At 72.5% G+C, this 12,452-nt stretch carries 7 protein-coding genes; 5 read left to right on the top strand and 2 right to left on the bottom strand.

The window, feature by feature from the left end; genetic code table 11:
* Positions 1 to 1,428: 1,428 nt before the first annotated feature.
* Together sucC and sucD are read left to right on the top strand one after the other, a co-directional pair.
* Complete coding sequence (gene sucC / locus QIS96_RS16865; RefSeq protein ID WP_282543424.1) at positions 1,429 to 2,607, top strand: ADP-forming succinate--CoA ligase subunit beta; 1,179 nt, start codon at positions 1,429 to 1,431, stop codon at positions 2,605 to 2,607.
* Positions 2,608 to 2,628: 21 nt separating this feature from the next.
* A complete protein-coding gene (gene sucD, locus QIS96_RS16860) occupies positions 2,629 to 3,513 on the top strand; it encodes a succinate--CoA ligase subunit alpha (RefSeq protein ID WP_282543423.1) in 885 nt (294 codons plus the stop codon).
* Positions 3,514 to 3,595: 82 nt separating this feature from the next.
* On the opposite strand, the gene QIS96_RS16855 is transcribed toward sucD, so the two are convergent.
* Positions 3,596 to 5,047 (bottom strand): helix-turn-helix domain-containing protein, encoded by a 1,452-nt coding sequence (locus QIS96_RS16855; RefSeq protein ID WP_282543422.1) that lies wholly within the window; start codon positions 5,045 to 5,047, stop codon positions 3,596 to 3,598.
* Between the two features lie 183 nt (positions 5,048 to 5,230).
* Here QIS96_RS16855 and QIS96_RS16850 point away from each other — a divergent pair, with 183 nt between their 5' ends.
* From QIS96_RS16850 to QIS96_RS16840, 3 genes are all read left to right on the top strand, one after another.
* Positions 5,231 to 6,997, top strand: a complete 1,767-nt coding sequence (locus QIS96_RS16850) for a cell division protein PerM (protein ID WP_282543488.1) — start codon at positions 5,231 to 5,233, stop codon at positions 6,995 to 6,997.
* Positions 6,998 to 7,202: 205 nt separating this feature from the next.
* Entirely contained in the window at positions 7,203 to 9,356 is a 2,154-nt protein-coding gene (locus QIS96_RS16845; RefSeq protein ID WP_282543421.1) for an endo-beta-N-acetylglucosaminidase, read from the top strand.
* A 67-nt stretch (positions 9,357 to 9,423) separates the two neighbouring features.
* Complete coding sequence (locus QIS96_RS16840) at positions 9,424 to 11,424, top strand: beta-N-acetylhexosaminidase family protein (RefSeq protein WP_282543420.1); 2,001 nt, start codon at positions 9,424 to 9,426, stop codon at positions 11,422 to 11,424.
* A gap of 59 nt (positions 11,425 to 11,483) precedes the next feature.
* Here the strand turns inward: QIS96_RS16840 and QIS96_RS16835 are convergent, their stop codons facing one another.
* On the bottom strand, positions 11,484 to 12,320 hold the full coding sequence (locus QIS96_RS16835) for a hypothetical protein (protein ID WP_282543419.1): 837 nt from the start codon (positions 12,318 to 12,320) through the stop codon (positions 11,484 to 11,486).
* Positions 12,321 to 12,452: the final 132 nt, after the last annotated feature.

The raw sequence follows: 12,452 nt of genomic DNA, 5'->3' as shown, positions 1-12,452 counted from the left end.
CGAGGCTCTTGCGCCGAGGCGGGGCGCGGGCCTTCAGGTCGGACGGGCCTGGCTCTTCCCCACCCCGCCCCTTCCCGAATTCCTCGCCGGACGGCCTCGGGGCTCCGCCCCTGGACCCCGCCTCGGGGCTGCCGCCCCTGCCTTGCTTCGGGGCTGCCGCCCCCGGGCTCCCGCCTCGGGGCTCCGCCGCCCCTCCCGGGACCCCGCCTCGGGGCTCTGCCCCCCTGGACCCCGCCTCGGACCCTGCCTCGGGGCTCCGCCCCGGACCCCGTATCGCGCTGAGGCGCTCGTCCTCAAACGCCGGACGGGCTGAATTTCAGCCCCCGGACCCCGGCCGGTTGTTCGGCTGCTGCGCCGTCGTGGCTGATCGCGCAGTTCCCCGCGCCCCTGTCGGGGCCCCTCGCAGCCCCGGCAGCCCGAATGCGCGATGGCAGCCCCAGGTGTTGTCTCAGCGGGACCGGCCTCGCCGCCCAGGTGTTGTCTCAGCGGGACCGGCCTCGCCGCCCAGGTGTTGTCTCAGCGGGACCGGCCTCGCCGCCCAGGTGTTGTCTCAGCGGGACCGGCCTCGCCGCCCAGGTGTTGCCTCACCGGAACCGGCCTCGCCACCAGGGTGTTGCCTCACCGGAACCGGCCCCGCCAGCCAGGCGTTTCCTCACCGGGACCGGCCCCGCCACCAGCAGGCACTGGCCATTCGGCAGCCCTTCCCTTCCCTTCCCTTCCGGTCCAGGGGCGACCCCGTCGGACAGCCCCATCCGGAACACGGCCTCGGCCATAGCCGAGACGAGCCCGAGACGAGCCCCGCCTCCAGCGGACCCCAGCCACCCCCGCCCTCACAGCTTGCGGCGTCACACCGTGCCCTGAGGTGTGAGCCAGTCCCAAGCCCCCGCCCCAGCCTTTTGTCCCGGCCAGTTGTCCCGGCCAGGGGCTGGCCCCGCCACAGGAACGGCCGTCCCGGCCAAGACCAGCCCCCTCCCCTGCCCCCACCAGGCGCCACCAGCTCCACCCAAGGCTGAGGGGGCGAGGGGAGGGAGCGCCCCGCCCACGGATGTGAGGGGAGTGGGTGGGGGCACCCCATCGGGCTAGCCCTCCCGCGGACGTAGAGGGAGGGGGGAGGGCACCCGCCCGGGGGCGTGAGACCAGTCAGCGAGAAGCGGCAGCGCCGCTGGGGCGTGGATTCTGTGACCGTAATCACCGCCGGAGTGTGATCTGCGATTTAGGGACCTACGTCCCACGGCGATAACCTGCGAGACGGACATGCCGCGTCCACGGACACCGTGTACGCCTCCCTCAGTGACAGCGCAGTCACGTTGCCCTTCGCGGCACGCCCACGCAGAAAACGAACGTGACAGAACGCGAAGCGACAGCACGCAACGGAAGTGACTGCCGCGCCGCGATCGACGCGATACCACTGAAAAGGGACGGACGCGCGTGGACCTGTTCGAGTACCAGGCGAGGGACCTCTTCGCCAAGCACGGTGTACCGGTGCTGGCCGGTGAAGTCATCGACACGCCTGAGGCGGCCCGCGAGGCGACCGAGCGGCTTGGCGGCAAGTCCGTCGTCAAGGCGCAGGTGAAGGTCGGCGGCCGCGGCAAGGCCGGCGGTGTGAAGCTGGCGGCGACCCCGGACGAGGCCGTCGCCCGCGCGACGGACATCCTCGGCATGGACATCAAGGGCCACACGGTCCACAAGGTGATGATCGCCGAGACGGCTCCCGAGATCGTCGAGGAGTACTACGTCTCGTACCTCCTCGACCGCACCAACCGCACCTTCCTGGCCATGGCCTCCGTCGCCGGCGGCATGGACATCGAGGAGGTCGCCGCGACGACCCCCGAGAAGCTCGCGAAGGTGCCGGTCGACTCCAACGACGGCGTCACCATCGAGAAGGCCCGCGAGATCGTCGCGCAGGCGAAGTTCCCGGCCGACGTGGCCGAGAAGGTCGCCGAGGTCATGGTGACCCTGTGGGACACCTTCGTCGCCGAGGACGCCCTCCTCGTCGAGGTGAACCCGCTCGCCAAGGTCGCCTCCGGCGACATCCTGGCGCTCGACGGCAAGGTGTCGCTCGACGCGAACGCCGACTTCCGTCAGCCGGAGCACGAGGCGCTCGAGGACAAGGACGCAGCCAACCCGCTCGAGGCTGCTGCCAAGGCCAAGGGCCTCAACTACGTGAAGCTCGACGGCGAGGTCGGCATCATCGGCAACGGCGCGGGTCTCGTCATGAGCACTCTGGACGTCGTCGCGTACGCCGGTGAGAACCACGCCGGCGTCAAGCCGGCCAACTTCCTCGACATCGGTGGCGGCGCCTCCGCCGAGGTCATGGCGAACGGCCTGGAGATCATCCTCGGCGACCCGGACGTCAAGTCCGTCTTCGTCAACGTCTTCGGTGGCATCACCGCCTGCGACGAGGTCGCCAACGGCATCGTGCAGGCCCTGGCGCTGCTCAAGTCCAAGGGCGAAGAGGTCACCAAGCCGCTGGTCGTGCGCCTCGACGGCAACAACGCGGAGCTGGGTCGCAAGATCCTCAGCGACGCCAACCACCCGCTGGTGCAGCGCGTGGACACCATGGACGGCGCGGCCGACAAGGCCGCCGAGCTCGCGGCCGCGAAGTAAGGGACGAGGGACAGAACAGCCATGGCTATCTTCCTCAACAAGGACAGCAAGGTCATCGTCCAGGGCATGACCGGCGCCACCGGCATGAAGCACACCAAGCTCATGCTGGGTGACGGCACCAACATCGTCGGCGGCGTGAACCCGCGCAAGGCCGGCACCGAGGTCGACTTCGACGGCACGTCCGTGCCGGTCTTCGGCTCCGTCAAGGAGGCCATGGAGAAGACGGGCGCCAACGTCTCCGTCCTCTTCGTGCCCCCGGCCTTCTCGAAGGCCGCCGTCGTCGAGGCCATCGACGCCGAGATCCCGCTCGCCGTGGTCATCACCGAGGGCATCGCCGTCCACGACTCGGCCGCCTTCTGGGCGTACGCCAAGGCCAAGGGCAACAAGACCCGCATCATCGGCCCGAACTGCCCCGGCCTCATCACGCCGGGTCAGTCCAACGCCGGCATCATCCCGGGCGACATCACGAAGCCGGGCCGCATCGGCCTGGTCTCGAAGTCCGGCACGCTGACGTACCAGATGATGTACGAGCTCCGTGACATCGGCTTCAGCTCCGCCGTCGGCATCGGTGGCGACCCGGTCATCGGTACGACGCACATCGACGCGCTCGCCGCGTTCGAGGCCGACCCCGACACCGACCTGATCGTCATGATCGGCGAGATCGGCGGCGACGCCGAGGAGCGTGCGGCCGACTACATCAAGGCCAACGTGACCAAGCCGGTCGTCGGCTACGTCGCGGGCTTCACGGCGCCCGAGGGCAAGACCATGGGCCACGCCGGCGCCATCGTCTCCGGCTCCTCCGGCACCGCGCAGGCCAAGAAGGAGGCCCTCGAGGCCGCGGGCGTCAAGGTCGGCAAGACCCCGACCGAGACGGCCAAGCTGGCGCGCGCCATCCTCAACGGCTGACCAGCGCTCATACGTACGCGGGCCCGCACCCCTCTTCCAGGGGTGCGGGCCCGCGTACGTTCCGGGGAGGCGTCCTCCATCGTCACTCGATCGCGGGCGCGAGCCGCTCCGGCCCGTTCCCGGGGGCGGACTGCAGCTTCTGCTGGAGCCATTTGTCCTGCGGGGTCAGGGGCCCCGGCCCCATCAGCGGCGGTACCCCGCTGATCGGCGCCCCCGGCGCGGGCACCGGCTCGTACTGCCGCGGCGAGGTGGCGAGGGCGAGCGCCGAGGCGCCGATGATCAGGGCCGTGAACGCGATCGCGGCCCGCGTCCAGAACCGAGAGCGGTGCTCTCCGCCCTGTCGTACGACGGGGGCGGGGCCGGAGCCGAGCTTCTCGGCGCGCGCCAACTCGTCGAGTCTGCGCTGGAGTTCGGACGGGTCGGACAGCTCGGGCAGCTGCTCGGCGACGGCCTCGCGGGCGTGCAGGAGCCGGTGCGCCGCCGCCGGAGTGGAGGCCTCCGTCTCGGCCGCGGTCTCGGGCAGGTCGAGCCCGACGCCGTCGTAGAGGACGAGAGTCCTGCGGTACGGCGCGGGCAGGCTGAGCAGGGTGTCGAGCAGCTTGCGGTCCTCGGCCTCGGCGGGCGGGACGTCCGGCTGCCGGTGTCTGCGCCGCAGCCGGTGCCAGGGCGAGAGCGCGTACTCGTACGCCGCCGCCCGCACCCAGCCCACCGGGTCGCGGTCGACGGCCACTTCGGGCCAGCGCTCCCAGGCCTGCTGAAAGGCCCGCTCGACCGCCTCTTTCGCGAGCGCCCGCCGGCCGGTGAGCAGATACGTCTGGCGTACGAGGGCGGGGGAGGTGAACGCGTACAGGGCGTCGAAGGCCTGATCGGGCGTCAGCCCGGACCCGGTCGCCGAGCCGCCCGGGGATCCGTCGGCCGCGGGTGCGCTCGCCGATCCGTTCGCCGGTTCGGTCACGGGTTCGCCGGCCGTCGCGTTCGCCCGCTCGTCCGCCCGTTCGTCCTCGGCTCCGGTTCTCGCGCCGACCGGCACCGGCTCCGCGCCCGTGCCGCCAGCGCCGCCCGTGCCGCCAGCGCCGCCCGTAACGCCAGCGCCGCCCGTGCCGCCAGCGCCGCCCGTAACGCCAGCGCCGTCCGTGCCGTCCGTGCCGCCCGTGCCGTCCGTGACGCCCGTGCCGTCCGTGACGCCCGTGCCGCCCGTGCCGTCCATGTCGTTCGTGCTCACCGACTCCGTGCCCACCGACTTCGAGCCGTGCGGCTTGCCGCCGCCGTGCGCCTTGGCCGTACGGGACGTGCCCGAGCGGCTCTTGGCGGAGGAGTTCGGCGGCCGGGTGCGGGCCGGGGCGGCGGCGAGCAGTCGGGCGTATGCTGCGCGCTTGCTGCCTCTCGGGGTGGTGCGGCCGGTCTCCCAGGACCTGACCGTCTCGCGGGTGACGCCGACCTTCGCTGCGACCTGTGCCTGCGTCAGATCCTGCGCCTCCCGCAGCCGTCGGCACTCCTTCGGGGACGGCAGCGGGGTGGCGGGGCTCTGGGTCATGTCGGACTCTCCACACCGTGGGCCGTTGGACCGTCGTTCGGGTCGTCGTTCGCAGGGCGGACCGCGGTGGTGCGTGCAGCCCAATGCCGTACGAAAAAGTACATAAACGTATATTGGGCGACACTGCGTGTATTCGCCTGTTACGACGAGAAAGCGCGTGTCGTTGGGAGCATTGCGGGCGTGATGCACACGACCGACCGCAGCTCGTCGCCCCGTCCCTCAGCCGGTTCGCCGGCCGCGTCGTCGCCGCCGTCGGCGTCGGTGCTCGCCGGACTCGCGCGCGGTGGCCGGCGGCGCAGAGCCTCCGCGCTCGCGGGGGCCGTGGTCGGCGGGGCCGTCGCGGCGGGGCTCGGACTCGGCGGGCTCGCCGTACTGGTGACGGTCGGTTGGATCAGCTCGCCATATCCGGACAGCGGGCCGGACGATGCGCTGCATGTCGCGGCCGGGCTCTGGCTGCTCGCGCACGGCGCGGACCTGGTCAGGACCGACACCCTCTCCGGGGCCCCGGCGCCGCTCGGCGTGACTCCGCTGCTGCTCGTCGCGGTGCCCGCGCTGCTGCTCCACCGCGCGGGCCGGGACGCGGCGGAGACGACGGACCGGCCGCGCGTCGCCCTCGGCGGGGTGGTCGCCGGGTACCTGGCGGTGGGCGCGCTCGTGCTGCTCTTCGCCGTGGAAGGGCCGTTGCGCGCCGACCTGTTGAGCGCCGCACTGCACCTCACGGCGCTCGCGGTGCTCGGCGCGGCCGCCGGGGTGTGGAACGCGTACGGCCGCCCGCACGGCCCGCTCCCCGCCGCGCTGCACCGCTTCCTCGACCCGGAGCCGGCCGAGGGGCGTCCCACCGTACGTCCCCGTGTCGGCGCCGCGCTGCGGGCGGGCGCGGCCGGGGTCGTTGTCCTCGTGGGCGGCGGCGCGCTGCTCGTGGCGGTCTCCCTCGTCCTGCACGCCGAGGCCGCGCAGACCACGTATCTGCAGTTGAGCGACCTGTGGTCGGGGCGGGTCGCGGTGCTCCTTCTCGCCGTCGCGCTCGTGCCCAACGCGGCGGTGTGGGGGGCGTCCTACGGGCTCGGGTCCGGCTTCGCGCTCGGCGCGGGCAGCGTGGTCTGGCCTGCGGGCGCGCCTGCGGACCCGATGCTTCCGCCCTTCCCGCTGCTCGCCGCGATCCCGGACTCGGGCGGCGGTACGCCGTTGACCTGGGCGGCGTGCGCCGTCGGCGGGGCGTGCGGGCTGACGGTGGGGTGGTTCACGGCGCGCGCCGCGGCGGCCAGGTCGGAGCCGGACAGTGCCTGGTCGCGCGGTGAGACGGCCCTTGCGGCGGGGCTCGCGGCGGTGCTGTGCGGGCTGGCCCTCGCCCTGCTCGCGGCGCTCGCCGGCGGCCCCCTCGGCGACGGGGCGCTGGCGGAGTTCGGTCCGGTGTGGTGGCGGACGGGCGGCGCGGCCCTGCTCTGGTCGGGCGCGCTCGGCGTCCCGGTCGCCCTCGGGCTGCGGGCCTGGCGCGTACGGAGCTGGCGGGCGCGGGACCTGTGGGACCGGGCGGATCTGTGGGGCCGGGCGAAGGCGCTGCGGCCGAGGCGGGCGGAGCGGCGCGAGGGTGCGAATCGGCCCGCACAGGCCACGGACCCCGAACGGCCCGCACAGGCCACGCCGTTGAAGCCCCTCCGGACCGGACGCGTGCAAGCGCAGCTCGACCGCCTGCTGTGGTGGCGGACCCCGAAGGCGGGCCTGGCAGCGGACCCGGCGGTGACGGACGCCGAGTCGGACCCGACGGCCCCCGAAGCCGAAGCCGAAGCCGCACCCGAAGCCGCAGGCACAACCAGAGGCCCAGTGGCCCGCGTACGCACCTGGTGGTCGCGCCGCCGCACCGGCAAGCGCACCGAAGCCGACAAGAGCAGCGACTTCGAGCCCTACGACTTTCTGGCGGCGGAGCCCGAGAAGAACGAGAAGGGCGACTGAAAAGGACGCACCCGGTGCCCAACTCGCTTGCCCAAGCCGGATCGTAGCCACTTCCAAACGGGTCGACAAGAGCCTCGGTAAACCGCATTAGTGCGCAGGAACTAAATCGCATTAGTTGAGTGCGAACCATTGACGTGCACGCAAAGCGGGGGCAGCTTTCCTTTCGCGCTTTCTGTGAAACTCGACGCGAAGGGCTGATCGCCTGATGGACCGCAAGGACCGCAAGGACCGCCAGGGTCGTATGGACCGCAGGACGTTCCTGGGCATGCTCGGGGCGGCAGGAGTGACCATCGGCCTCGCCGGTCCGGTCGGCCCGTTCGCGCTCCCGGCCAGTGCCGCCGCCGACCCGGCCCCGGGCCGCGCGCCGCACCAGCCCTTCATGCACGGGTACGACGCGGCGTCGCTCAAGAGCTGGACCCCGCAGTCCGACCGCTGGGCGAAGTACTTCCGCTCCCGCGTGCCGCTGGCCACCCGCATCGCGCCCTTCGCGGCCACCCAGGCGAACCCGGACCTTGAGACCGGGGCGCAGCTGATGAACCTGAGCTACGACTACGACAACTCGTTCTTCACCGCGTACAAGTACAACGACGTCTACGCACGGCGGCTGCTCCGCTTCTGGCAGTACACCGACCTCTACGGGTCCTGGCACGGCATGCCCGTCGACGGCTCGCCCACCGACGAGCCCGACCACGGCCTGATCAACCTGCCCAACCCCGGCTACACCGACGCCGCGCACCGCAACGGGGCGAAGAGCCTGGGCTGCTGGTTCTGGCCGCGGAACGGGGAGTTCGCCGACTACCTGGAGCAGCGCGCCGACGGGAGCTTCCCGGTCGCGGACAAGCTGATCGAGATGGCCGAATACTTCGGCTTCGACGGCTACTTCATCAACCAGGAGGCGGAGACCGCGCCCGCCGACGCGGCGAAGCTGATGGAGATGCTGAAGTACCTGCGCACGCAGGCGCCCGAGGGCTTCCACGTCCAGTGGTACGACACGATCATGGTGAACGGGAAGCTGGACTACCAGAACCAGCTGAACGACAGCAACGCCCCCTGGATCCAGGACGGCGACACCCCGGTCAACAACAGCCTGTTCGCGAACTACTGGATGCCGGACGACGCGCAGGTCGAGAAGTCCGTGGAGACGGCGAAGAAGCTGGGCCTCGACCCGTACGACGTGGTCTTCCACGGCACGGAGAACGAGAAGTACGGCTACAACCCGCCCTACGACACCCGGCTCGTGTTCCCCGAGGGCAAGCCGGCCCGCACCAGCTGGGCCCTGTTCGGCTCGCACTTCGCCTGGGACCGCTACCCGGACCGCGAGAACCCGGACGCGCAGCCCGCCGTCTTCCAGCGCGAGCGCCGCTACTGGTCGGGTCCGAACGAGGACCCGACGCGCACCGGCCGCACCGAGTACGTGCCGTGGCCGAACGAGGACGACGGGAAGCCGCGCGACGCGGACAACCACAAGAAGTGGGACGGCGTCGCCCGCTACATCACCGAGCGGTCGGTGATCGGCGCGTTCCCGTTCGTGACGCGTTTCAACACCGGCCACGGGCGGGCCTTCTTCCTCGACGGGGAGAAGGCGAGCAGCCGTGAGTGGAACAACGCGAGCATCCAGGACCTGCTGCCCACCTGGCAGTTCTGGACCCGCAGCGACGGGACCCCGGTCACCGTCGACTACGACTACACCCGCGCGTACGACGGCGGCTCCTCGCTGCGGCTCTCCGGCGAGCTCGGCCCGGAGAACGCCACCACCGTGCGGCTGTTCAAGACCGCGCTCGACGTGGGCGGCGACGAGCGGCTCTCGGTGACGTTCCTGACCGGGCGCGCGGGCGCGGAGAGCGGTCTCGAGGTCGGGCTGCTCTTCGCCGACGACCCGGAGCGCTTCGAGTGGCTGCCCGCGGGCCGGGCCGAGGGTGCGGGCTGGACGACCGCGGTGCGGCGCCTCGACGCGTACAAGGGTCGCACGATCGCGGCGGTCGGCGTGCGGGTCTCGGCCGCGAAGCTCGGTGAATACGCCCTGAACATCGGGGAGTTGGCGCTCCTGGGCGGCTCCGCCGAGCGCCCGCAGGCCCCGGCCGGCTTCGCCGTCGACCAGGTCCATGTCGCCGAGGACGGCAAGACGGCCGAGGTGTTCCTGTCCTGGCAGCTGAAGGGGCAGGGCGTCTGGTACTACGACATCCACCGCGAACTCCCGGACGGGCAGCGGGAGTCGGTCGGCCGGATCTACGACGAGGTGTACTACGTCAAGTCCCTGGCCCGCGCCGGCACCGAGGGCACCACTCGGCTTCAGCTCGTCGCGGTCTCCCCGGACGGCACGCGCAGCGCCCCGGCGTCCGCCGACGTCCGCTGGTCCTGAGCGCACCCTCTGCGCACCCACTCAGCAACCGCCGCAGATGCCTGAGCAGTTGAGCACGCCCCACGTCATGCCCCCGAACGACCTGGAGGAAGCTGTGCCCCGCCTGGCCAGAACCCTGACCGCGCTAGCCGTCGCCACCTCGGTGGCGACGGCCGGCGCGGCCACCGCCGCCCCCGACCCCGGCGCGCGGGCCGCGACGGCCGCCGCCGCGGCCGACCCGCTGCCCGTCGTCTCGCCCACACCCCGGACCATGTCCCGCGCGGGCGACGACGTCCCGGTGGCAGGACGGGCCGAGGTCGTCGTGGACGACCGCACCGACGCCGCCGCCCGACGGCTGCTCCTGGAGACGCTGCGCGCCCACGGCGTCAAGGACATCGAGATACGCGAACGGGCCAGCGGCAACGCCCCGTTGACCCTGCTCCTCGGCCCCGCCGCCCGCGCCGACGTGGCCGAGGCCCTGCACGACACCGCCGTCCCCGACCACGCCGAGGGCTACGCCCTCAGGGTCTCGGGCGGCACGAAGAGCACGGTGGCCCTGGGCGGCACCGACGCGGCCGGCCAGTTCTACGCCGTGCAGACCCTCCGCCAGCTGTTCACGCGCACCGAGGACGGGCCGTCCAGGATCGCGGGCGCCTCGGTCAGCGACCGCCCGGCGATGCCGCTGCGCGGCAGCATCGAGGGCTTCTACGGTCCCCCGTGGACCCATGAAGAGCGCCTGGACCAGATGGAGTTCCTCGGCGACGTCCGCGCCAACACCTATGTGTACGCGCCGAAGGACGACCCGTACCACCGCGAGAAGTGGCGCGAGCCCTACCCGGCGGACAAGCTCGGCGAGCTGGCCGACCTGGTCGAGCGGGCGAGCGAGCACCACGTCCGGTTCACCTTCGCCGTGTCGCCCGGCACGTCCATCTGCTATTCGGACCCGGCCGACACCGCGGCGCTCACGGCGAAGCTGGGCGCCCTGTACGACATCGGCGTCCGCTCGTTCTCCATCCCGCTCGACGACATCAGCTACACCAAGTGGAACTGCGCGGGCGACGAGGCCGAGTTCGGCGCACCCGGTCGCGGAGCGGCCGCGCAGGCGCAGGTGAAGCTGCTCAACACGGTGCAGCGCGAGTTCGTCGAGGCCCGCGAGGGCACCAACCCGCTGCAGATGGTGCCGACCGAGTACGGCGACCTCACGGACACCGCGTACAAGGAGACGATGCGGTCCACCCTCGACCCGAACGTCGAGGTGATGTGGACCGGCACGGACGTGGTGCCGCCGGAGATCACCAACGAACAGGCCGAGCGGGCCAGCGAGTTGTTCGGCCGCAAGGTGTTCGTCTGGGACAACTACCCGGTCAACGACTTCGCCAGGACCCGCGGCCGGCTGCTCATGGCCCCGTACGACAAGCGGGAGGCGGGGCTCTCCGCGCACATCAGCGGCCTCGTCTCCAACCCGATGAACCAGGAGTCCGCCAGCAAGCCCGCCATGTTCACGATGCTGGACTTCGCCTGGAACGACGAGGCGTACGACCGGGATGCCTCGGCCCGGCAGGCCGCCCTCTACCTCGCGGGCGGCGATGCGCACACCGCCGACGCCGTGCAGCGCTTCGTGGACCTCAACCACCTCGCGCCGACCTTCGGCGACACCCCGTGGCAGCCCCAGTCGCCCCGCCTCACCGCCGAGACGGCCGCGTTCTGGAAGGCGTACGAGAACGAACCCGCCGCAGCCGTACGGGAGTTCAGGCCCGTCGTCCGGGAGATCGCGCAGGTCCCCGAGACGCTGCGCGGGGACCTGCCGGACCGGCTGTTCCTCGCCGACTCGGACCGCTGGCTGGACGCCACGGACCTGTGGGGAGAGGCCATGGAGCACGGTCTGAACACGCTCGCCGCCATCGAGGCGGGCGACGCGTCGAAGGCCGCGGCCGAGCGCACGGCGATGGAGGCCGCGGCGGCGGAGGCCGGGAAGATCACCGTCGACCCGGAGGAGCACCACCAGGTCGGCCCGGTGCTGCTCGGCGACCCGGTGATCGAGGAGTTCCTGGCCGGAGTGGCGGACCGGCACGACCAGTCGAAGGCGTAGCGCCCACCTGTCACGCCTGGCCCGACGGCCGGACGCATGGCCCGACGGCCGGGGAGGGGTCAGCCCTCTTCGGCCGTCGCCGTCGTCTCCAGAAGCGGGCGGATCTCCTTCGGCAGGAGGTCGCCGCAGTTCTTCGCGGCGGTCGTGGTGAGGGCGTCGTTCACGCACGTGTAGTACTCGCGGTAGACGGTCTGCACCGTGAAGGTCGCCGCCACCACGGCCAGGGCGAGGGCGCCGACGACGATGCCGGTGACCGCGGCCGTCTTCTGCGGCCGCGCGCCCGGCTGACCCGGCCCCTGCTGCCCCTGCGGCCGGCCCGCGGCCTGCGGCTCGGCGGGCTCGCGCGGGGCACGCCCCGTGATCGCGTCCACATCGGCCTTGGCGGTGCCGCCCGGCTCCGCGCCGGCCTTCGCCCGCAGCGAGCTGATGCCCCAGTACAGGGCGAGCGCGCCGAGCAGCAGGCCCAGGTACGTCCAGCTGAACAGGGCGAAGAAGAAGCCCCACATGCCGGCGAGCAGGGCGTACCGCGCGCGGCGCTGGACCGGGTCCGTCGGGTCCCAGCGCAGTCCGCCGGGCCCGCCGGGACCGCCGCCCTGGCCCTCGCCCTCGCCGGGGCGCTGGCCGAAGGGGCCCGAGGAGCGGCCCGGCTGGCGGCTGCTCCACCGGCTGCCGCCGTCCCGGTCGCCCCGCTTGTCCCCGTCGCCCTGCTGTCGGGGCTGCCACGGGCGGTCGGGGGCGCCCTCCGGGGGCGGGGCGAAGGGGTTGTCGGCCGTGCCCGGGTTGCCGGGGAACTCGGCGCCGGTGCTCTCCGTGTCCGGGTCCGCGCTCGGCCGGGACCCGTCCTCGGAGGGGTCCCGGCGGGGCGCGGACGGGGGCGTAGGCAGTCGGTCCGGCATCTTGTGTGCGTCTTCCCCTAGGGTCCATCCCCGCGTGCGCGAGGAGCAGATGGTCGAGGCCCGTGCTGGGCATCCGCAGACTTGCTCCGCAGACGCTACCTCCCGGCCGGGTCCCCGTCCCGTGGGGGCCGC

The sequence above is a fragment of the Streptomyces cavernicola genome (assembly GCF_029968035.1).
GTDB classification, from domain to species: Bacteria; Actinomycetota; Actinomycetes; order Streptomycetales; family Streptomycetaceae; genus Streptomyces; species Streptomyces cavernicola.
The sequence above is the reverse complement of the archived record's forward strand: the minus strand, read 5'-3'. Positions and strand labels throughout refer to the sequence as shown.

What these genes read in the sequence shown, in the direction of transcription:
- sucD (WP_282543423.1), top strand. Translation starts at nt 2,629, where the DNA reads ATGGCTATCTTCCTCAACAAGGACAGCAAGGTCATCGTCCAGGGCATG.
- QIS96_RS16855 (WP_282543422.1), bottom strand. Translation starts at nt 5,047, where the DNA reads ATGACCCAGAGCCCCGCCACCCCGCTGCCGTCCCCGAAGGAGTGCCGA.
- QIS96_RS16850 (WP_282543488.1), top strand. Translation starts at nt 5,231, where the DNA reads ATGCACACGACCGACCGCAGCTCGTCGCCCCGTCCCTCAGCCGGTTCG.
- QIS96_RS16845 (WP_282543421.1), top strand. Translation starts at nt 7,203, where the DNA reads ATGGACCGCAAGGACCGCAAGGACCGCCAGGGTCGTATGGACCGCAGG.
- QIS96_RS16840 (WP_282543420.1), top strand. Translation starts at nt 9,424, where the DNA reads ATGCCCCCGAACGACCTGGAGGAAGCTGTGCCCCGCCTGGCCAGAACC.
- QIS96_RS16835 (WP_282543419.1), bottom strand. Translation starts at nt 12,320, where the DNA reads ATGCCGGACCGACTGCCTACGCCCCCGTCCGCGCCCCGCCGGGACCCC.